Origin of the sequence: Candidatus Endoriftia persephonae (assembly GCF_023733635.1) — a bacterium.
GTDB lineage: Bacteria > Pseudomonadota > Gammaproteobacteria > Chromatiales > Chromatiaceae > Endoriftia > Endoriftia persephonae.
Window position 1 is genome coordinate 1,201,351 of sequence record NZ_CP090569.1, and the last position, 19,494, is coordinate 1,220,844.

General features: G+C 54.2%; 19 protein-coding genes and 1 pseudogene. 11 read left to right on the plus strand and 9 right to left on the minus strand.

Going from position 1 to position 19,494, the window contains the following annotated elements:
• The first annotated feature begins 2 nt into the window (after nucleotides 1–2).
• Nucleotides 3–1,229 (plus strand): organoarsenical effux MFS transporter ArsJ, encoded by a 1,227-nt coding sequence (arsJ, locus tag L0Y14_RS05460; protein ID WP_006474201.1) that lies wholly within the window; start codon nucleotides 3–5, stop codon nucleotides 1,227–1,229.
• The gene (locus tag L0Y14_RS05465) at nucleotides 1,222–2,175 is read left to right on the plus strand and encodes a permease (protein ID WP_039959910.1); all 954 of its coding nucleotides are present in this window, start codon (nucleotides 1,222–1,224) and stop codon (nucleotides 2,173–2,175) included. Before arsJ ends, L0Y14_RS05465 begins: the two co-directional genes overlap by 8 nt.
• A 107-nt stretch (nucleotides 2,176–2,282) precedes the next feature.
• On the opposite strand, the gene L0Y14_RS05470 is transcribed toward L0Y14_RS05465, so the two are convergent.
• Complete coding sequence (locus L0Y14_RS05470; RefSeq protein WP_006474199.1) at nucleotides 2,283–3,626, minus strand: sigma-54-dependent transcriptional regulator; 1,344 nt, start codon at nucleotides 3,624–3,626, stop codon at nucleotides 2,283–2,285.
• Nucleotides 3,627–3,700: 74 nt separating this feature from the next.
• Here L0Y14_RS05470 and L0Y14_RS05475 point away from each other — a divergent pair, with 74 nt between their 5' ends.
• Nucleotides 3,701–5,131, plus strand: coding sequence for a sensor histidine kinase (locus L0Y14_RS05475; protein WP_006474198.1), 1,431 nt, complete (start codon nucleotides 3,701–3,703; stop codon nucleotides 5,129–5,131).
• Between the two features lie 315 nt (nucleotides 5,132–5,446).
• On the opposite strand, the gene L0Y14_RS05480 is transcribed toward L0Y14_RS05475, so the two are convergent.
• The 3 genes from L0Y14_RS05480 to L0Y14_RS05490 are packed head-to-tail and all read right to left on the minus strand — an operon-like array spanning nucleotide 5,447 to nucleotide 7,050.
• Nucleotides 5,447–6,016: a diheme cytochrome c gene (locus tag L0Y14_RS05480; RefSeq protein ID WP_040819007.1), complete on the minus strand. Its 570-nt coding sequence runs from the start codon at nucleotides 6,014–6,016 to the stop codon at nucleotides 5,447–5,449.
• Nucleotides 6,017–6,042: 26 nt separating this feature from the next.
• Complete coding sequence (locus tag L0Y14_RS05485) at nucleotides 6,043–6,444, minus strand: DUF1924 domain-containing protein (RefSeq protein WP_006474196.1); 402 nt, start codon at nucleotides 6,442–6,444, stop codon at nucleotides 6,043–6,045.
• 24 nt (nucleotides 6,445–6,468) lie between these two features.
• Nucleotides 6,469–7,050, minus strand: coding sequence for a cytochrome b/b6 domain-containing protein (locus tag L0Y14_RS05490; protein WP_006474195.1), 582 nt, complete (start codon nucleotides 7,048–7,050; stop codon nucleotides 6,469–6,471).
• 280 nt (nucleotides 7,051–7,330) lie between these two features.
• Between L0Y14_RS05490 and L0Y14_RS05495 the strand changes: the two genes are divergently transcribed.
• The 8 genes from L0Y14_RS05495 to L0Y14_RS05530 all read left to right on the plus strand — a co-directional run bounded on the left by L0Y14_RS05495 (nucleotide 7,331) and on the right by L0Y14_RS05530 (nucleotide 14,389).
• The gene (locus L0Y14_RS05495) at nucleotides 7,331–7,558 is read left to right on the plus strand and encodes a TA system antitoxin ParD family protein (protein WP_006474194.1); all 228 of its coding nucleotides are present in this window, start codon (nucleotides 7,331–7,333) and stop codon (nucleotides 7,556–7,558) included.
• Complete coding sequence (locus L0Y14_RS05500; RefSeq protein WP_005961034.1) at nucleotides 7,558–7,794, plus strand: type II toxin-antitoxin system RelE/ParE family toxin; 237 nt, start codon at nucleotides 7,558–7,560, stop codon at nucleotides 7,792–7,794. Before L0Y14_RS05495 ends, L0Y14_RS05500 begins: the two co-directional genes overlap by 1 nt.
• Nucleotides 7,795–7,818: 24 nt before the next feature.
• A complete protein-coding gene (locus L0Y14_RS05505) occupies nucleotides 7,819–9,225 on the plus strand; it encodes a sensor histidine kinase (RefSeq protein WP_006474192.1) in 1,407 nt (468 codons plus the stop codon).
• Complete coding sequence (locus tag L0Y14_RS05510; protein ID WP_005961036.1) at nucleotides 9,222–10,589, plus strand: sigma-54-dependent transcriptional regulator; 1,368 nt, start codon at nucleotides 9,222–9,224, stop codon at nucleotides 10,587–10,589. Before L0Y14_RS05505 ends, L0Y14_RS05510 begins: the two co-directional genes overlap by 4 nt.
• 291 nt (nucleotides 10,590–10,880) lie before the next feature.
• Nucleotides 10,881–11,045: a hypothetical protein gene (locus L0Y14_RS05515; protein ID WP_005961037.1), complete on the plus strand. Its 165-nt coding sequence runs from the start codon at nucleotides 10,881–10,883 to the stop codon at nucleotides 11,043–11,045.
• A 207-nt stretch (nucleotides 11,046–11,252) separates the two neighbouring features.
• Entirely contained in the window at nucleotides 11,253–12,803 is a 1,551-nt protein-coding gene (locus tag L0Y14_RS05520) for an MBOAT family O-acyltransferase (protein WP_251859269.1), read from the plus strand.
• A gap of 174 nt (nucleotides 12,804–12,977) precedes the next feature.
• Nucleotides 12,978–13,817, plus strand: coding sequence for a hypothetical protein (locus L0Y14_RS05525; RefSeq protein WP_138921766.1), 840 nt, complete (start codon nucleotides 12,978–12,980; stop codon nucleotides 13,815–13,817).
• Between the two features lie 401 nt (nucleotides 13,818–14,218).
• Nucleotides 14,219–14,389, plus strand: coding sequence for a transposase (locus L0Y14_RS05530; RefSeq protein ID WP_010086310.1), 171 nt, complete (start codon nucleotides 14,219–14,221; stop codon nucleotides 14,387–14,389).
• Nucleotides 14,390–14,482: 93 nt separating this feature from the next.
• On the opposite strand, the gene L0Y14_RS05535 is transcribed toward L0Y14_RS05530, so the two are convergent.
• The 5 genes and pseudogenes from L0Y14_RS05535 to L0Y14_RS05550 all read right to left on the minus strand — a co-directional run bounded on the left by L0Y14_RS05535 (nucleotide 14,483) and on the right by L0Y14_RS05550 (nucleotide 19,494).
• Nucleotides 14,483–14,953 carry a hypothetical protein gene (locus L0Y14_RS05535; protein WP_251859270.1) on the minus strand — a complete coding sequence of 157 codons (471 nt, stop codon included), beginning with the start codon at nucleotides 14,951–14,953 and terminating at the stop codon, nucleotides 14,483–14,485.
• Nucleotides 14,954–14,962: 9 nt separating this feature from the next.
• Nucleotides 14,963–15,307 (minus strand): annotated as a pseudogene (locus tag L0Y14_RS16620) (multiheme c-type cytochrome); the annotation flags it as partial.
• Entirely contained in the window at nucleotides 15,307–16,653 is a 1,347-nt protein-coding gene (locus tag L0Y14_RS05540; protein WP_006474188.1) for a multiheme c-type cytochrome, read from the minus strand. The gene L0Y14_RS05540 and the pseudogene L0Y14_RS16620, both read right to left, overlap by 1 nt.
• Entirely contained in the window at nucleotides 16,646–17,161 is a 516-nt protein-coding gene (locus tag L0Y14_RS05545) for a hypothetical protein (protein WP_240991601.1), read from the minus strand. The genes L0Y14_RS05540 and L0Y14_RS05545 overlap by 8 nt, the downstream gene beginning before the upstream one ends.
• On the minus strand, nucleotides 17,158–19,494 hold the full coding sequence (locus L0Y14_RS05550; protein WP_251859271.1) for an FAD-dependent oxidoreductase: 2,337 nt from the start codon (nucleotides 19,492–19,494) through the stop codon (nucleotides 17,158–17,160). The genes L0Y14_RS05545 and L0Y14_RS05550 overlap by 4 nt, the downstream gene beginning before the upstream one ends.

Here is a 19,494-nt window from a genome sequence, read left to right on the forward strand (position 1 = left end):
CCATGATTGAAAAGTCGCTTCGGAATTATCTTGTCGTTACCGGCGGCTACTGGGCCTTTACCATCACCGATGGTGCCATCCGTATGCTGGTGGTGCTCTATTTCCACCTGCTGGGCTATTCGCCCTTCGAGGTGGCCACGCTGTTCCTCTTCTATGAGTTCTTTGGCATCGTTACTAATCTGGTGGGCGGCTGGCTGGGAGCGCGCATCGGTCTCAATCTGACCATGCACATCGGCATGGGGATGCAGGTGGTGGCGCTGGCTGCGCTCACGGTGCCGGATGCCTGGCTCTCGGTGCCCTATGTGATGGCTGCCCAAGCATTGTCTGGCATCGCGAAAGATCTGAACAAGATGTCGGCCAAGGCCAGCGTAAAAACCTTAAGCGGCAGTGGCGGTGAGTCAAAGCTGTTTAAGTATGTCGCAGTACTGACCGGCTCCAAGAACGCCCTCAAGGGGGCGGGGTTCTTCGTCGGTGCGGCCCTGTTGGACTGGATCGGCTTTCGGGTCGCGCTGGCGGTGTTGGCTGGCATGTTGCTGATGGTGTTGGTGGTCACAGGCGTGTTGTTGCCCTCTGGCGTGGGCAAGATGAAATCCAAGCCAAAGTTCACCCAGGTATTTTCTAAGGTGCCGGCGATCAACTGGCTGTCGGCGGCCCGCTTCTTCCTGTTTGGTTCCCGTGATGTCTGGTTCGTGGTGGGCCTGCCGGTGTTTCTCTATGACGTACTGCGCTGGAATTTTGCATGGGTGGGCGCTTTCCTGGCTCTGTGGGTGATCGGCTATGGTTTCGTGCAGGCCGCTGCGCCCCGTCTGCTGCGACGCAGTCACCATGGCCAGGGGCCGGGTGGTGGTACTGCGCGTAACTGGGCCTTTCTGCTTGTATTCCTGCCCGCCGGCATCGCCTTGGCACTGGGTCAGGGGTGGGATCCGCAAACGGTGCTGATCCTTGGCCTGATCCTGTTCGGCATTGTCTTTGCCATCAATTCAGCGGTGCACTCCTACCTGATCCTCGCCTATTCCGATCTCGACAAGGTATCGATGAACGTCGGTTTCTACTACATGGCCAACGCCGGTGGCAGGCTGGTCTGTACCCTGCTCTCCGGTTGGGTCTACCAGACGCAGGGGCTGGAGGGGTGCCTCTGGTGGTCGGCGGGCTTTGTGTTGGCTGCGGCGCTGCTATCGCTTGGTCTGCCTGAAGTGACCCAGGAAAAGAAGGCGGCTGCCGATGTTTGAAGCCCTGGCTAATCTGGTCGTTTATCAAGTCATGGGGCTTGATTCGCAATTGGCCACGGGCGCGGCGCTGCACTTCTTCGTCATGGACCTGACCAAGATCTTTACGCTTCTGCTCATCATCATCTATGTCATGGGTCTGTTGCGGGCACTGCTGTCGCCGGAACGGGTTCGTGGATTTGTGCGTGGTCGCCCCGATTGGCAGGCGCGGGGATTCGCGGTCACCCTCGGCGCGGTGACGCCATTCTGTTCCTGCTCCTCGGTGCCGCTGTTCATCGGTTTTGTGGAGGCGGGAATACCCTTAGGTATCACCTTCTCCTTTCTGATCGCCAGCCCGATGATCAACGAAGTGGCCGCAGTAATCCTGGTCGGCATCCTCGGCTGGAAGCTGGCGGCGCTCTATGTGGCGGCGGGGTTGCTGGTTGCCTGGTTCGGTGGTCTGGCGATGCAGGCATTCAGGCCGGAACGCTGGGTCGAGGATTACGTCTGGAAGATCCACATGGGAGAGGCTGATCTGCCCGAGCCGGACAGATCCCTTGCAGGCCGACACCGCTACGCTGTGGCGGAGGTGAAGGAGATCGTCGGTAGAATCTGGAAGTGGGTGGTACTGGGCATCGGCGTGGGCGCCCTGTTCCACGGGTTTGTACCGGAACAATGGGTTAGTGAATATCTGGGAGGTGATGCCTGGTACTCGGTACCCGCAGCTGTGGTGTTGGGCATCCCCCTCTATTCGAATGCCACCGGGGTGATCCCGGTGGCCGAGGCGATGCTCACAAAAGGGGTTGCCGTGGGCACAACTCTTGCCCTGATGATGAGTGTGGCGGCGCTATCGTTGCCCGAGATGCTGATCCTACGCAAGGTCATCAAGTGGCAGGCACTGGCGCTGTTTGTCGGGGTGCTTGGCGTGGCGTTCACCCTGGTTGGTTGGGGCTTCAATACCCTGGGCTGATGATAATGAACCAGAAGAAGATGGGTTCAAGAGTGAAATATCATAGAACCGGAAGGTACGCTGATAGCCTGTAAATTTCCCCAGGATTTCGGATGAGAGTACGCTTTTCAGGCGATTCCGTACTTTGCGATCTTACGGTCCAGCGCGGGCCGAGAGATACCCAAGATTTCGCAGGTTTTGCCCTTGTGCCAGTGGGTGTGTTCCAGAATGGCGCCAACATGCCTGGCCTCCAGCGTTTCCAGGGTAATCAGCTCTAATTCTGGTTGGGATGGGTCGTCCGATGCTGCCGCTGATGAGGTCGACAGCCCCAGCAGGTCCGGGGTAAGAGTGTCGCCGGGTGCAAGGACTGCAGCACGGGTGAGGATGTTCTCCAGCTCGCGCACGTTGCCCGGCCAAGGATACTCACGAATCAACCGCCAGGCAGTTTCGCTGAGGCGTACGGCAGTACGGTGCAGGCGCTTTTCGATCCGTCCCAGCAGATGTTCCACCAGAGCGGCGAGGTCCTGGGGGCGTTCGCGTAGGGGCGGCAGGTGCATGCGGATGACGTTGAGGCGGTAGTACAGGTCCTCCCGGAACGAACCTTCCCGGACCATGGCTTGCAGGTCACGATGGGTGGCCGCGATGATACGGGCGTTGCTGTGCAGTTCCTGGCTGCCACCGACTCGTGTGTAGCTGCCTTCCTGCAAGACGCGAAGCAGTTTGGCCTGTAGTGTCGGTTGTAGCTCGCCGATCTCGTCAAGGAACAGAGTGCCGTCGGAAGTGATCTCGAATTTGCCGGCCTTGCGGGCGTCGGCCCCGGTGAAGGCCCCCTTTTCGTGACCGAACAGTTCGCTCTCCAGCAGGGTCTCGACGATGGCCGAGCAGTTGATGGCCAAAAATGGGCCACTCCGCCCTGAGTGCCGGTGCAGGGCGCGGGCAATCACCTCCTTGCCGGTGCCACTTTCACCAGTGATCAGGACGCAGGCGCCAGAATCGGCCACCCGGCCGATGGTCTTCAATACCTCGACGATAGCTGGGCTGGTGCCGACGATGGTGTCGGGGCCGGATTCCGGTGGTTGCTCCGAGCTGGCGGCTACCTGGCGGGAAAGACGGTACTGACGCAGGGCATTGCCCAAGGTGGTGTCGAGCGCCAGTTCATCCAGGGGTTTTCGAATGAAGTCGTAGGCGCCCTGTTGAATGGCCTCGATCACCAGACGATTGTCGCTGACGCCGCTTATCATGATGACCGGTGGACTGTCTGCCTGATCGCCGATCTCCATGAGTAGTTGTGTGCCGAGTCCATCTGGCAGTTGCTGGTCGAGCAGTATGGCCTCCGGGGTGGCCTGATGGTACTGACGTCTGCCTTCGGCGAGAGATCCCGCCAGCCGCACCGTGTGTCCAAGGTCTTCCAGGTGCATGAGTAGTAGCTCACCAAAACCGGGATCGTCTTCAATGATGAGAATATCGGCCATGGTCCCTCTTTGTGATTGAAACATCCGTCCAGTTGGACTGTCGCAAGAGTCTAAAGGTTCGACAGGAAGAAAAGATGGCAGATGCAAAGGAAGAAAAATGCCGACCGGGCATGCGCTGGCGGTCCGCGACGGTTTCCTGGCTCGGCTTTCTCGCCTTGGCGACGGTAGTTGTAGTGGTGGGCCTGTTGGGCAACCGTCATATCGTGGTCTTCATCGAAGAGCAGTTCATTGAGCACGCCAGTGAGCACAGCAGAGAAGTGGGCAAAGGGCTGCTGGATCTGCTGCGCACTCCTTTGGTAGCGGGGGCAGCACCTGCGGAGGCGCTGGTGCAGTTTCGGCCCGCGATTGAACAGGCCCGCCGGCTTGGCGTGACTGCTTTCGTTTACGATACCCAGCAACATGCACTGGTGGCCCATACCAACCAAACGACAGAAGGGCAGGGCGGAAGTCTTGCCCGGCATTACCGGCGGATCGATGGCCCTGATGCCTTGCTGCCCGAGGATGGAGAAGCGGAATATCGCGCAGAAACTACCGATGGCCGTCCGCTACTGATACGGCAGTGGCAGGTGAAGGGTACGCCATTTTTGCTGGGCGTGGAGTATGATCTGAAACCGTTGATAGCCAACCTTGATCGCTTGCACTGGCATGTTGACGCAACGCTGTTGGCCACTGAGGTAGGCATAGTATTGTTTGGATTCCTGGCCATGAGGCGCCTTGGGCGGGCCTATGAAAGCCATCTGGAAGGGGAGGTGCGGGCGCGTACCCGGGAGCTCGAGGAGACGCAGGCGGAAATGGTCCAGCAGGCCAGCTTGGCCACCATCGGGCAGACTGCCGCCATGCTGACCCATGAAATGCGCAACCCCCTGGCGGCACTCAAACTCGGTTTGTCCGGTATGACCAGGGAGGAATTGTCCGGGCGCAGCCGCAGGCGTCTGGATATTGCTCTGCGTGAGGTGGATCGGCTCGACGCCCTGCTTGCGGAGACCCTAGATTACGTGCGGCCCGTGGAGTTCGTGGGTCAACCAGAGTCGATGGATACGATTGTGGACCGGGCATGCGAGGTGCTGGAACCCCTATTGGCCGAGCAGGGCCTTATTCTGAGCAGATCAAGCTCTCCTGACTCTCCTGTGTTGCAGATGGATGGGCAAAAAATGCAGCAGGTCGTGTTGAACCTGCTGAAGAATGCGGCGGAGGCCAGCGAGCCGGGCGGAGAGATCGGGATCAAACTGTACCGGGAAGATGATTTGCTGGTATTGGACATCCGTAACGGCGGTGAGCCGATCAGGGATGATATCCGCGAACGTGTGTTCGACCTGTTCTTTACTACCAAACCGACGGGCACCGGGCTGGGGCTCGGATTCGTTCGCCGGGTGGTGGTGGAACACGGAGGCACGGTGAGTCTGACTACCGGTTCCGGTTCTGACACGCTGGCCCGGATTATGCTGCCGATAAAGGTTAGAAAATCCAACCACCTTTATCTGAGTGGGCCAGCCGCCACTGACTAGGTCAAACGGCTTGTTCGAGTTTCGGAATCTTCGATAGGGCGAGGGGCAGACGGTTTTCGTGACAGCTGGAGATGCAGGTTGAGTATTGGTGGCTTGAAGGTGGAGACACTCCCAAGTTCATCGGCCAGATTAAGCAGCCCAACTTAGAGTTTAATGATTTCTCGTTAGCATAAAGTATGAGGGTTACCGGTTTTGATGGAGGTGCTTGATCAACATCAAAACCGGTAACCCTCACTTATTCTTTTGAAGTGCAGTGTCAGATCCAGTCTGGATGACTACACATAAACGCTATGTCCTTCTCAGGTCGCCATGATTTCAGTCATCCCAGCGTCCGAAACCTGGGATACGTACGTCATGCTCATCATACAGTCCCCGCTTCGCCCGTTGATGGCAACTGTCGCAATTGCTGAATGACCTTACCTTTGGATTCTCCTGCACCAGCTCCTTCGGAATCTCGCTGTGCTCATAAGCAAAATAACGCATTTCCGTAATCCTCAATGGTAGTGGACGTTCTCTCTGAGCGGCCATCAATTTATTGGACAATCCGTAGTTTACCCGCCCGGCTGCATTGTTGAGCAGATAATTCTGAATCGTCTTTCGGTCACCTTCGTCCAGCTCGGCATTTTCGCCGAAATGGTCATCCAGACTCCCCATGATCTTCTCCCATGAGGGGGCGGGCAGTAGGCCTGGCTGATAGGGGAAATGGCAACTACCACACTCTTCCACATAGCGTTGGGATCCAACCGGATCGATACCAGGCTTCGCCTTGTCAAACCAGGATTGGAACCAGGGTGTACCGTCATCATCGTCGCTCTGCGCCAAACCGGCCGTTGCCAGCAATGCCACCGTTAAGATTGCTGCAATCATTTTGTGTTTAGGTTTCATATTTCATCATCTCCAAACTAATGGCCTCAGTTTTGGCCTTGAATAAACAACATCAGGTCGCCCTTCTCCTGAGGAGTGCAGTCACGGCCAAAGGTCCATCTGCAGTTGCGTTTGAACCACTTTTCGATCTGTTTTCGGTCGGTAAGCCGTAGTGGGTTTACCGCCGGCGCCATCGGCTCGATCCGCTTGCCGGTGCGCAGGTGTTTTCCTGGTTGTTTCAGGTTGTTTCCATGGCAATCGCTGCAGCTTCGACCTGCCTCTCCTTCCTTGGGTACGTGAACACTCTGCCACTGCTGTTCCCCCGCCTGTTTGTTGAATGGCCCCGCGCCCAGACTGCGGTAGTCCTGCAGCAGCTTCTCGACGGTGGTGGAAGCTAAGGCAGTACCAGTGTTCAGTAGCAGTGCGATAATCAAAATCTCTCTTTTCATTGCTAGAGGATCCTCAATACTTTGTTAATCGATCAACCGTTTGCGCCCGGAAAACATCGCCCGTACCAGATTCTCGTTATGCTGAACACTCGCCAGCAAAACGCCGACTATGTGCAGTGCAACAAGCAGCAGGGTGAAGTTGGCAAAAAATTCATGCACCTCTTCAGCCGCCTTTCCAACAAAAAAGGGCATGGAGATCATCAAGGGAGCAAGGGGGCCGGCGGACTGTTCGGCGCCATAGGTTGCCAGTCCGGTCAACACCGTTATGAACAGGGAGAGCAGTAAGGCCATCACCATTGCGCCGCCCGCTGGGTTGTGTCCCAGATACCGCTCAGCTCTAAAATGGATCACCCGCTTGAGATAGGAGATCACCCTAGTTGGTGGATAGGCAAAGTCGCTGAACCTGGCGTGGCGTGGCCCGATGAACCCCCAGAGCAGACGAAAAACGACCAACCCACCGACCGAGTAGCCTGCGATGATGTGCAAAGAGGTGAAATCGTCTTCGCTGAGATAGGCCAACAAAAAGGAGACTGCCAGGGACCAGTGGAACAGCCGCACCAGTGGATCCCAAACCTTGATCTGTTTCTCTGAATGTTCTGTGGTCATAGCGCCTCTCCATTTATGTTGGAGAGCGTAGCCACACAACCTGAAACTAAGCTGAAAACTACGGAGTATTGTTAGTGCGAGCCTTTTAGGCCGGGGCGCTTTCTTTTTAATCGGGTTCCACGCTCTGGGTGGGAATGAGATACGTCGTATAAAGCTCAGCAATGCCTGTTCATTGCCTAAGGTAGCGCTGAGCAACCCTAGTAGAGTTACGCTATATATCGACCAAAGGAGGTAAAAGGTTGCTGTTTGCGCCAAAATATAGCCAACTCTGAGGTGAATCATGGCTACCAGCGTTAAATTTTTTGACAACCGCGTTTCCGAGGCACGCCGCTATGGCGCGGTTTACTGCCGTTCGATTCCTAAGCAGTTCGAATACTGGTCCCGTATCAGCAAAATAGCCGAAGAGAATCCGGACCTTCCTTGTGCCTTTATCCGCGAGATCCTGATTGCCCGGGAAGAGGCGACTGAAGGAGAACGATCCGAATATCAGTTTGGGGAAATCGTCTGATGCGAGTATTGCAAACTACCCGCATCAAGACAGTGGTAAAAAAAACCCATAAAAACCAAAAACGGGATCTAGGTAAAGCGGTTCGCGAAATTATGGCCAACCCTGCTGCCTGCGAAATGAAGGTCGGTGATCTGACAGGCGTTCAGGTTTACAGGTTCAAAATGGCCGACCAACTCACCTTGACCCTGCTTGGCCTCGGTGCACACGAAAACTTCTACCGTGACCTCAAACGATAAAATCCAAATGTGGATGTGGCTATCATGCATCGCCTGTTAAACAGTTCGCCGCTTAGGACCTTCACTGTGATGAGCCTGGTGCTTATCACGCTGATGGTCTTGGGTACTGGCTTTGTGCTTTCCAGTTTCTTCCGCCAGGCCATTCTCGATCGGGAAGCACTCATCATCCGGGATTTTGTACAGGCCATTGCTTCGCAAGAGCATGTCAGCAAGGACCCAGGAGACACCACGATGCTTACCAAGGAGGGTCGACTTACTCGCCGGTTTCTCATGTTAACCAACCTCTCGGAAGTCATCCGCATCAAAGTGTATAACCGGCAAGGTGAGATCGCCTGGTCAGATGAACCCTCCTTCATTGGTACGAAGGTCGACAATAACCTTCAATTTCACGCGGCCATCATGGGTGGCACAGATGTGGTGTTCTATTCTCAGGAGGAATATTCAGATGCCGGCAGCAATGCGGTTGCGAACCCTGTGGTGGAGTTCTACGTACCCTTCAGCATCCGGCCGACAGCACCCGGGAAGCCATCCTACCAGGGCGTGTTGGGACTCTATCGTTCGGCGGCCACGCTGAACGAGCAGATTCGACGGGGGATGGCGCTGCAATGGCTGGTTGCGGGACTGGGCGGCCTACTCTTGTATGCTGCGTTGTTCGGTTTGTTCCGTGCTGTCTACTGGCGCCAATGCCAGGCGGAAAGCCAGTTGTCGAAGTTGAGCACCGAGCACGAACGGATCGTGCAAATGGAAAAGCTCTCCGCCATGGGGCAGATGATCGGTGAGATCGCACACCAGATCAACAATCCCCTGGTGGGCGTGATGAACCTGGCACAACTTGCGCAGCGCGAGGCTAAAGATCCAGAACGCACATGCGAGATCCTGGGGCAGATCCATCAGGCGGGCAGCGACTGCCGGACTTTCGTGCAACGCATGCTGGAGTTTACAAAGATATCCCACTTTGAGCGGGTACCGACGGATATGTGCGAGCTGGTGCGGGAGACGTTATTTCTGTTTCAGCAGAGTACCAAATACCATCCGGAGACGATGATCCAGCTACCTCAGGATCCCATCATACTTTCCGTAGACCCGACCCTGATTCGCCACGCCCTGTTCAACCTCCTGAACAATGCGGCACAAGCGAGCGAATGGAATGGTGTCATCGCGGTAAGGCTGATGCAGGGGAAGAATGAGCGTGGAGACGGCCCCGGCTGGAGTTTGGTGGTTGAGGACCAAGGCTCGGGATTATCAAAGGAGGCGCTGGGTAAGCTCTTTGTTCCGTTTTTTACCACCCGATCGGAGGGCATTGGTCTCGGGCTATCGGTAGTGCAACATATCATGGTTCAGCATGCCGGTCAGATAATTGCTGAAAACCGGCCCGAAGGCGGGGCTCGTTTCACCATCTGGCTGCCCGACACGGAGCCAAATGCGCAGTGACGCCTAAAATCCTCATTGTCGATGACGATTCCTATACGCGGACCTTACTGGAGGGCCTGTTCCGCAACAGCCAGACGAAAGTGGATTTCGCACTCAATGGTGCGGAAGCAAAGAGCAAGTTCCGCGCACGAGATTACCACCTCATCCTGATGGACCAGCGCCTTCCCGATGCGAATGGACTGGATCTGCTGCGGGAGATGCGGCATCAGCGCCCCCAACAGGTCGCCATCCTCATCACCGGTTACGCCGACGTCCGGGACGCGGTCCGGGCTGTCAGGGAGGGGGTGTTCGATTACCTGACCAAACCCTTCGAGAATCTGGAGGAGCTGGAAGCGGTTATAGAGAAGGGGCTGGAGTTGGATCGTGCCTATCGAGAGATCAGGGATTTGCGCGAATCACTAGGAGCTCGGCAGCGAGGGCCTATTCTGATTGGCAGTTCCCCGGCTATCGAAAGATTGTTGCAACAGATGGAACAGGTAGCTCCGCTGGATACCACTGTCCTTCTCGAAGGCGAGAGCGGAACAGGCAAGGAGTTGGTTGCCCAACTGATTCATAACGCAAGTTCGCGCACTGAAGGGCGCTTCATGGCAATCAACTGTGGTGCTCAGTCAGAGCAGCTTCTTGAAAGCACCCTCTTTGGTTTTGAAAAAGGGGCATTTACCGGAGCAGTCCGAACCACAGTAGGCTACCTAGAGGAGGCAGATGGTGGCACGCTGTTTCTGGATGAGATTGCGGACATGAGCCAGAAACTGCAAACCAGTATGTTGCGGGTTCTGCAGGAGCGAACCTTTACCCGTCTGGGGAGCACCCAGGTGCGCTCCAGCGACTTCCGCCTGATCTGTGCCACCAACAAACGGCTTGAGGACGAGGTAAAAGAGGGCCGGTTCCGGGAGGATCTTTTCTACCGCATCAACGTGGTGGCGCTCCCCTTGCCGCCCCTGCGCGAGCGACGGGAGGATGTCCTGGCGCTCAGCACCCACTTTCTGGCCCATTTCAATGCCAAATTCGACAAGACAGCAGGGCCTCTGACGCCAGGGGCCATTCGTGCCCTAGAAACCTGTCCCTGGCCAGGCAACGTACGCCAACTCCAGCATGCCATTGAACGGGCTGTGGCCCTCAAGAGCGACGGACCCGTTACCGCGGATGACTTGGATCTCATCGCGCAAACTTCGGAGCCAATGGTGCAGGAAATCGGCACGCTCCTTCCCTACCAAGAGGCTCGTGGAAATTTCGAACGTGATTACCTTACCCGCCTATTGGAGGCAACAGGTGATAACGTCTCCGAAGCCGCTCGGCAAAGTGGGCTTTCCCGCCAGAATCTCTACGTGCGAATGAAACGCTGGGGGTTTGTCGGGAAATCGTGACATCTGTCATCGTTCAGTGACAGTTTTATGTGACGTAGCCCCACACTTGTCATCTTTCAGTTACAGGCCCATGCGCCGCCGCCCCGTGTATAGCTCGCATCCTATTGATCTTACGATATTATTTCCCAATGACGGGTTGGTATAAATATTGCCTGATTCTGTTTTAGAAAAACAAGCGACAGAGGAGATGTCATGAAACGCATGACACAGATCCTGGTTATTACCGCCTGCGGAAGTAGTGTGGCGGCAGCGCTTGAAGGATAGGAATAGGAATTTTTCCTGAATCACATCATGGGGACGAAGGATCTGATCGGAGAATACTCCCACGACAGGAACAAACCGGAGGCCATGGTGGGGTGCCTCTCCGCCATGGCCGAGAAGGTATGCCTGCGGATGCTTATCAACGACAGTAAGAACTGCCGCGCCTGGCAGGTCTGGGAGGCAGTAAAACCCTGACAAAAATGAGGGGAACGTGACCATAAGGCAACCATGAGGAAAAGAAAACCTGTATTGCCTGTCATTACAACCTGGTGCACAAGGCAGTATCACTGAGTAAAGCGTTCAAGGAGGCGGTGGATAGTTACACATAGGAAAAACCATAAATCATAGGCCTGGCCGCAATATCATCCATCATCGCTAAGTGACTGTAGTTGTTAAAATCAGATGTTATTTAATTCGCCATTTTTTATTTTCGCCTTCTTGCCAATCGCAGCGATTGTTTTTTATCTTATTGGCAATCGTGGCCACTTTAGAATCGCAACTTCATGGTTAGTGTTAGCATCTTTGTTTTTTTATGGGTACTGGAATCCAGCCTATTTGTGGGTAATTGTTGGGTCTATTCTTGTAAATTATTCACTAGGAGTTTTGTTATCTGCCTCCGCAACCAAAGGTCAGTTAAAAAATATTGTTTTGGCCATTGGGGTGGTCGCCAACATTTTGCTGTTGGGCTATTATAAATACGTCAACTTTTTCATGGATACGATAAACAGGACAGGTTTATCTGACATCCAGATAGAAAGCATAGTTTTGCCTCTTGCAATATCTTTCTTTACATTTCAGCAAATAGCTTACTTGGTAGACGCATGGAAAGGTGAAGTCAAGGAATACAATTTTCTTGACTACTGCTTATTTGTCACATTTTTCCCACAACTAATAGCAGGTCCCATTGTCCACCACAAAGAGATGCTTCCTCAGTTTAAGGAGGGCAAGACCTACAAGCTCAACCATTTCAACATTACAATAGGAATATCGATTTTTTTAGTCGGGCTATTCAAAAAAGTAGTTATTGCCGACAATTTGTCCGTTCTAGCTTCTCCGGTTTTTAGTGCTGCCGAGAATGGCGAGGTACTGCATTTTTTTGAGGTTGCGGAAGGAGTTATTGCCTACACATTCCAACTATATTTTGATTTTTCAGGCTATTCTGACATGGCAGTTGGAATTGCAAGACTGTTTGGTATTCGCCTCCCTTTGAACTTCAATTCCCCCTACAAAGCAGAAAATATCATTGATTTTTGGCGTAGATGGCATATTACTCTATCCAGATTTCTGAGAGATTATATTTATATCCCTTTGGGAGGGAATAGAAAGGGGCGTTCTAGACGGCATATAAATTTAATGGCCACCATGCTTCTTGGGGGGCTTTGGCACGGCGCCGGTTGGACGTTCGTTTTTTGGGGGGCATTGCATGGCTTCTACTTGATCGTCAATCATGGATGGCAGAAAATTTGGAAGCGACGTATCAATAAGTGGTGGTCTGTTGCTATCTCGCGTATTGTCACGCTATTTCTTGTGATGTTTGCTTGGATATTTTTTCGCGCAGAATCGTTTGATGGCGCAATGCAAATCCTAAAAGGGTTCACCAATCTTCCTCACACGCCAAGTGAGAATCTTGGATTTATTGGAGACCTCCTGGTTTTTATGGGGTTTCAATTTAATGGGCCATCGATTTCAGCGAGCGATATCAAGGTAATATTGATGTTCTTTGCCCTTACGGCAATTGTCTGGTTTATACCCAACACGCAGCAATTATTCGCAAAATATCGGCCAGCATACGGATATTCCTGGCGCACAGACAAGCCTGTTTTATTGCAATCATTGAATCGAAAATTTTATTGGAGGCCAAATGTGGCATGGTCTGTATGGATTGCCATTTTGGGCGCTTCTTCTCTACTAAGTCTTTCTCAGGTTTCCGAGTTCCTATATTTTCAGTTTTGAGGATTAAACATGTTAACCCTGGCTTCTAAACAATACATGTTATTTCTGTCAACAATAATAGGGCTAATCTTATATTGCGTTTTTATTATAAACTGCACACTGGACCCACTCTGGTATCTCAAAGGAAACGTAGTCACACATCAGAATTACGTATTTAATGAGCGCCTTTCCAAAATGAATCGTTTTTTAAAAAATCCACATGATTATGATTGCTATATCTTTGGTAGTTCCAGAACAACATTACTTGATGAAAGCAGGATTAAAGGCCACACATGCTTTAACTTTTCTTTTTCTGGGGGGCTGGTTGGTGAATTTAATTCTTTCGCTACTTATTTGAAAGACAGAGGGTACCAACCAAAACTGGTTATTATCGGAGTAGATGGATTCAATTTCTTTACTAATGATATCAAAGGGACGATTCCAGACTATATCGCCCAGAAAAAATCCCCTCCATCCATTGTGCAGAGTTACCTATCAATCGATGCCTTGAAACTTTCACTCCGTACGCTTGCTGGACAGTCGCCTCTACCGAGATATTATAAAAAAGATTTTTCTATAGACATTCTGCCAGACACCCAGCCTTATGTCCCAGACATAAATAACCACAAATACAACGCCCAAAAAAATAACGTTTTTTTCGAGGGTAATTACAAATGGTATGAAAAGTTAGCTAACACTTTCCAAGATTCTGAGGTTGTATTTTACGTCCCGCCAATTAGTCCTTGGCTCATCATCAATAAATATAAAAACAACGGCACCTTAGATGATTATATCCATGCCATTCATTCTGTTTCCAATATTGGCCCTGCATTGTACGATTTTTCTCTACCCTCATATATTACAAGAGACAAAAGTAGAACATATGATGGATCGCATTATGATGTGAGCACAAACAATTATATTGCTGACGCTATTAATGCTGGAGAATATAATTTTGGCATCAAGGTGAATGGGCTGTCTTATGATACATATCATAAATTATTCTTAAATGCGGTAAGTAGTTCGGGAATTTGATGTGATTTTTTCCTCTCAATTGTTTTAAATTGGCCTTCAAGTTTGCAAATGAAGGCCCAATGTCATTAAGCATTTTATTTGGCCTCCTTGTCCCTAGGTGCATCAACAGCGGTTGTGCTCTTCGCATCCTCCCGGGTCCTGTCAAGATTGACGAAGACTTGTGGCTCAATCGCAGATTGTGTGGGTAACTTTGTTTGGTTATCGGCATGACGATCGGTTGGAGCACTGGAGCAACGCCCTCAATGAAGCCTACCTCCATGCCAACTTGCCGGCGGGTGCGCTGTAAGCAGTGCGGTAAGACGACACAGGTTGATGCGCCTTGGGCTCGCCCTCAACCGGGTTTACTCCGTTCTTCGAGACGCTGGTGATCACGCTGTGCAGACAGATGTTGAGTCCCCCAGATGAAGAAACTGGCGACCACCATCAAGGGGCATCTCATCGGCATCCTTAATGGATTCACATTGCACCTGAGTAATGGGTGTATGGAAGGCATCAACTCGCTGATTCAGGTCGCCAAGGCAAGAGCCAGAGGCTACAGGACATTCCGAAGCCCGATCATGGTGGCTTACTGATTGTTGGAAAGCTCCCCCATCTACCGGCCTCACCCTTTACGAGGCGGGCTTATGCTGAGCGGCTACCCACTTAATTCCAGAAAGAGCCAAAAATTATTGCCTCTCTCGCTTGATGCTTTTAGTTGCATGGGGATCTGATTGTATCGGCCTTGCTAATGTCTTGCGCCGATGGGACTCGGTAATGGCATCGCGAATTCGGATTAGGTCGCCATCCAGTGCCGGTTGACCATACCACCATTGATAATCCGGGGATTGATGCCCGACTCCCAGGAGGATATTTTGCCGGTGGTGGCTCAGGCCCTGCCGTAGTTTTAACAGTGCATCAGGCGGCACGTTATCAGCAGAGTCGATCAATGCTTTTCCCTCTGTCAGCTTGAGATCGGCAATCTCCAGCTGGCGTTTTCCGTTGGCAAACTGCTCACGAATATAGCGAGGGCTGTGACATCCGGTGCAGATCCATTGGCGCACTTCGGGGCCGCGAGCAGGTGCCATGGTGTCGCCATGGTCGCCGCCATGGAGGTGGCAGTAGCTGCAACCAGGCGTCCGGTAGTTACCGCGTTGCAAGGGTTGTCGCCAATCCTGCCGGGCCTCTTCGAGGCGTGTGATGATGCCGTGTTTGGATGTGGCGTAACTGTGGCTGGCGGGGCCTTCGTGGCATGCGGTACAACTTTGATCTTTTCTCGCCTTTATGGCTGAGTTTTCGTGTCGATCGCCGTGGCAGTTGTTGCAACCGACCCTTGAAGTGGCTGAGTGGGGACCCTCTCGCCATTGCCTGATCAGCTCAGGATTCCGCTCTGTGTGGCAGGTGATGCACTCGGTCTCGGTAAATGGTCCTGCGGAGAGGGACTCGTCTGCCAAGGCAGGATGCGTTATCAGGATAGCCAGAAGCCAACCAATAGATCTCATTCGATAGGGCATCAATTATGCTCCCGGTTGTAGTCGGTGTATGCGCCCTTCATCCAAAGATCACCTGAACCTTCAGGTGTGATTTTCGCTTCCTGTTCGGCTTCGACAAGATCGCGCAGCGCGTCGGCTTGGGTCTCGATGCGATCCAGTGATGCCTCCATTTTTCGATGTCCTTCCTTAACCCCTGTCGAGTGACCGTGGGCGGCAGATTTGTACGCCCCCAGATTGTCGAAGTACCACATCTCGAAGTAGTCGCGCTCAATGGCGGAGACGTTGTAGAAGACTGATGCCTGGCCTTCAAAGAAACCGATGCGCTCTCTGGGCCAGAGACTATCCAGCCAGTCCATAGGGTAGGGGGGGCGCTCTCCGGCGGCAGGGTGAAGCAGATTGTCGCTGCGCAGATCCTTGAGAACATCCTCTGCTGCATAGAGCTTTTTCCAGGCTTGCTTGCGTTCCTGATCCAGTTCGGTCAGCCACTGCCTGGCCTTTTCCTCGTCGTGGCAATCACTACACAGCTTGATCCACTTTTTGCGCAGCAGCTGATTTTTGGATGTATGAGGATTGACCTCTCGCAGGCCAAATTTCCACAGGGACTTGTGGGCCACCTGGTGGCGACCGCCATCCATATGGCAGTAGGCACAGGTGGGCGCCTTGTAGTTACCCTTGGTTAGGGGTTTTGACCAGTCCCAGCCGTTACCCTCGGCCAGGTAAAGTTTGCCGTGGGCGGAGGCGAAGTAGGTTTCGTCATCGGGGTGAGGTGGTCCTGAGTGGCAGGTGATGCAGGCCTCCGGGCGGCGTGCTTCGGCGGCATCGAAACGGTGCCGGGTATGGCAGGAGTCACACTTGGTGGCCACCGAGTGGCACTGAACGCAGGATTGGACTTCGGCCTTGGGCTTGTCCACGAAGTGCTTGGCATCCACCGCCCGATCCATCGCCAGCACATGACTAGGGAAACCGTAGCGGGCCTCATCCAGAAATTCGCCATGCTGTTTTTCATGGCAACTGCCGCATACGTCCGGGGTGGGCATCCGGAGTTGTTGATGGTTGTTGCCGTGGCAGGCATTGCAGGTGACCGTTTCCTCGCTCTGGGCATGACGGCTGGCGCGCCAGTCGGCAACGATGCCGGGGGTGATCCCCTCATGGCACTGGATACACAGCTCTGCCTTGAACACACCCTCGACTATCTTGGTGGATTGATAGAAGTTGTCCGGATCCCAATAGCCTTGCACCGGATCGGGTGACCAGTGGCGGGAGTAGAGACCGGTTCCGGGTCCTCCCTTGCTCCAGTGCACATAAGCAAACCCCACCGGAACAGCCAACAGGGCGATAATCAGCGGAAGTATTAATCGATTACGCATGGTTTTTATCCGTGTGGCGATTTCTCCACCAACGCAGCAGACCCAATCCCGTCAGCAGCAGGAAGGGGCCTAGAACCCATATGCGCGTCAGCCAGGGATGATTGAGTCGGTGGATATCGGCAGGCGCTTCTTGATCTATCGACTGCATTGCATGATGCTGCAGATAGGCCAGCAAACGCTCCTGCTCCTGTTTCTGCATGGTCTCCACCCTGCCCATCAATCCCCCAAAACGGTGTGAAACATCCATCAACAGAAACATCTTGGATGCCACCTCGCGCCACTCGGCCGCCGTGTGGCGATCCGGTCCCGGCAGGTTGTGGCATTGAGTACAGAATCGTTGTAGCAAGCTTGCCTCCGGGGATTGGGAGTCGGGGAGTGATTCGACAGTGAGGCCAGGCGGCAGCTTGTCTTTATGTACCTCGCACAGATCTATACCCGACCAGGTATGGCTTGCCGTGGCCGGCAGCGGCAGAGAGAGGATCAGGATCATGAGAGTGCTCCCTTTCATGTCTGCTTCCGGATACGTCGCCACAGACTGAAACTGCTCAACATGCCTTCAGCCGCCTTGCGACCGGCGGCCATGGCGGTGACGGCCAGATCGGGCCCAAGAGTATTGTCGCCACCCGCCCAGATTTTGGGATGGCTGGTATGGCCTTGTGTGTCTACCTGAATGCGGCCATCTGACTCAGTCACAATGTCGAATGTGGCCAGCCAGGGGGGGGGGTCGGCTTGCTGACCCAGGGCGAGGATGACTCGGTTAGCTTCAATAATTGTGGCCCCTTCGTGGGTTTCAAAGCGTACTCCGGTTACGCCTCCTGAACCTTTGCATTCAAGTGGGGCATGGTTAAACAGAAATTGGGCACCCTCTTCACGGGCCAGTGTGATCTCCTTGGGGGAGGCGCGTAGACGCGCTTCCGGGCCACGATAGGCGACGGTTACCTCTGCACCCAGACGTAGCGCGGCACGAGCACAGTCCATGGCGGTATCGCCGCCACCGAGAACCAGCAGCTGTTGACCAGTTAAAGGTTCTCGCTCGCCTGCGTTGATTCGTTTCAGCCAGCTGAGGGCCTGCTCAACACCAGGCAGGGTCTGTCCCGGTAGTTCGATGGTTCGTGGTTTCTGCGCGCCCAGTCCAAGAAAGATGGCGTCATTCTGTCCTAGCAGATCAGATAACATCGCAGCGTCCACCGATAGACCGAGAGAGAAACGGATGCCGGCCTGTTCCAGTAGAGTCTGCCGGCGCGCCAGCAGGGTCTTATCCAGCTTGAATGCGGGAACACCTGTCTGCAGCAAGCCGCCGATCTTGGTTGACCGGTCATAGACAGTGACTTCCACACCCATCCGATTCAATCGTTCCGCACAGCTCAATCCCGCAGGGCCGGCACCGATGATTGTCACCTTACGGCCATTATGCTGTGCCGGTTTGATCGGCCGCCAGCCTTCATCCAGAGCCCGTTCGGCCAAGGTTCGCTCTATCGCCCCGATAGTGACAGCCCCTTCCAGCTGCGTGCGGGTGCAGGCCCCTTCGCAGAGGCGGTGCTGAGGACAGATCCTGCCGCACACCTCGGGTAGTGGTGAGGTTGCATGGGCCAGATCCCCAGCCTTTTTCCAATCCCCACGGGCAGCAGCCTCCAGCCAGTCGGGGATGAAATTGCCCAGTGGGCAGGCATTGCGGCAGCCGGGAACACCGCAATCGAGGCAGCGTTCAGCCTGGCGCTGCAGGTCTTTTGTGGACAGAACCTTTTCTGCTTGATTCCAGTCGCTCAGGCGCACTGCCGCAGGCCGGTGTGCCGGTTCTGTCCGGGGTGCTGGGATCTGGGATTTTCGTTTGAGAAGATGGCCGGCATCCTGCCGCAGATTAGGCCGGAACAGGTTGCGTACATCGCGAATCTCTAACGCATCGGTGGGACAGGAGATGATGCAACGGGCGCAGCCCATACAATCCTCGATGCTGGTGACTTCGCCTGTGGTCTTGCCTTGTTGCCACACCGGGATACCCATGTCGCAGGCCTGCTCGCAGCGCCGACAGTCGATGCACTGTTCAGGGTCCATCTTGATGCCGAAGAAGCCGGCATGATTGAGCAGACCGAAGGTGGCGCCGAAGGGGCAGAGGTAGCGGCAGTAGAAGCGGTTGCCGGTGATTGGGGTAATGAAGAAGGTGCCGAAATAGGTCAGCCCCACCACCAGCGCGAACATGCCGACCAGGGTTGCGGTCCAGGCGTTGGGCGGGAACTGGGTGGCCACCATCACCCCCACGTACCAAATGAAGAAGAACCATTTGGTATGGCGCAGCCGCCAGGCCCAATCGCCGCGCAGGGAGAAGCGGCGGAACGGAAAGCCCACGGTCTCGCGCACGCCCACACAGGGGCAGCCGAAGCCGCAGATGATCCGCCGCCCGAACAGGAACACCAGCAGCAGGGTGAGAAAGAAGGTGAGGGTGCCCGGTGTGTGCAGGGCGGGAAACACCGGCTGGCTCCAGACATAGCCGGCATAGGGCTCGAACATCGGCATGAGCCAGGGGATCAGCCACCAGAAGCCGGTCACCACCGTCACCAGGATGATCAGACGCTTGCGGGTATAGGGGTTCTGTTCAGCACGGATACGCCAGAGGCCAAAGGCAAGGATAATGGCGTATTCGGTATAGCGGTTGAGCCAGATAGGACTCTCAAACAGATAGAGCCAGGATTCGTTGAGCCAGCCAACGAAGGCCAGGCTGAAGGCGGCCATGGAGATGGCCATGACCCACCAGCGATAACGCCCCGGCAGGGTATCCTGACGCGCCGCAGTGTTGGGGCGGGCACTGTATGCCAGGAGGGGTTCTTGTTGCGTGTCTGGATTCAT

Excerpts from the sequence above, each read along its gene's own strand:
- arsJ (WP_006474201.1), top strand. The coding sequence starts at position 3 with ATGATTGAAAAGTCGCTTCGGAATTATCTTGTCGTTACCGGCGGCTAC.
- L0Y14_RS05500 (WP_005961034.1), top strand. The coding sequence starts at position 7,558 with ATGCGAGTATTGCAAACTACCCGCATCAAGACAGTGGTAAAAAAAACC.
- L0Y14_RS05485 (WP_006474196.1), bottom strand. The coding sequence starts at position 6,444 with ATGAAAAGAGAGATTTTGATTATCGCACTGCTACTGAACACTGGTACT.
- L0Y14_RS05540 (WP_006474188.1), bottom strand. The coding sequence starts at position 16,653 with ATGCGTAATCGATTAATACTTCCGCTGATTATCGCCCTGTTGGCTGTT.
- L0Y14_RS05490 (WP_006474195.1), bottom strand. The coding sequence starts at position 7,050 with ATGACCACAGAACATTCAGAGAAACAGATCAAGGTTTGGGATCCACTG.
- L0Y14_RS05505 (WP_006474192.1), top strand. The coding sequence starts at position 7,819 with ATGCATCGCCTGTTAAACAGTTCGCCGCTTAGGACCTTCACTGTGATG.
- L0Y14_RS05465 (WP_039959910.1), top strand. The coding sequence starts at position 1,222 with ATGTTTGAAGCCCTGGCTAATCTGGTCGTTTATCAAGTCATGGGGCTT.
- L0Y14_RS05550 (WP_251859271.1), bottom strand. The coding sequence starts at position 19,494 with ATGAATCCAGACACGCAACAAGAACCCCTCCTGGCATACAGTGCCCGC.
- L0Y14_RS05480 (WP_040819007.1), bottom strand. The coding sequence starts at position 6,016 with ATGAAACCTAAACACAAAATGATTGCAGCAATCTTAACGGTGGCATTG.
- L0Y14_RS05545 (WP_240991601.1), bottom strand. The coding sequence starts at position 17,161 with ATGAAAGGGAGCACTCTCATGATCCTGATCCTCTCTCTGCCGCTGCCG.
- L0Y14_RS05475 (WP_006474198.1), top strand. The coding sequence starts at position 3,701 with ATGGCAGATGCAAAGGAAGAAAAATGCCGACCGGGCATGCGCTGGCGG.
- L0Y14_RS05530 (WP_010086310.1), top strand. The coding sequence starts at position 14,219 with ATGAAGAAACTGGCGACCACCATCAAGGGGCATCTCATCGGCATCCTT.
- L0Y14_RS05520 (WP_251859269.1), top strand. The coding sequence starts at position 11,253 with ATGTTATTTAATTCGCCATTTTTTATTTTCGCCTTCTTGCCAATCGCA.
- L0Y14_RS05525 (WP_138921766.1), top strand. The coding sequence starts at position 12,978 with ATGAATCGTTTTTTAAAAAATCCACATGATTATGATTGCTATATCTTT.
- L0Y14_RS05470 (WP_006474199.1), bottom strand. The coding sequence starts at position 3,626 with ATGGCCGATATTCTCATCATTGAAGACGATCCCGGTTTTGGTGAGCTA.
- L0Y14_RS05515 (WP_005961037.1), top strand. The coding sequence starts at position 10,881 with ATGGGGACGAAGGATCTGATCGGAGAATACTCCCACGACAGGAACAAA.
- L0Y14_RS05495 (WP_006474194.1), top strand. The coding sequence starts at position 7,331 with ATGGCTACCAGCGTTAAATTTTTTGACAACCGCGTTTCCGAGGCACGC.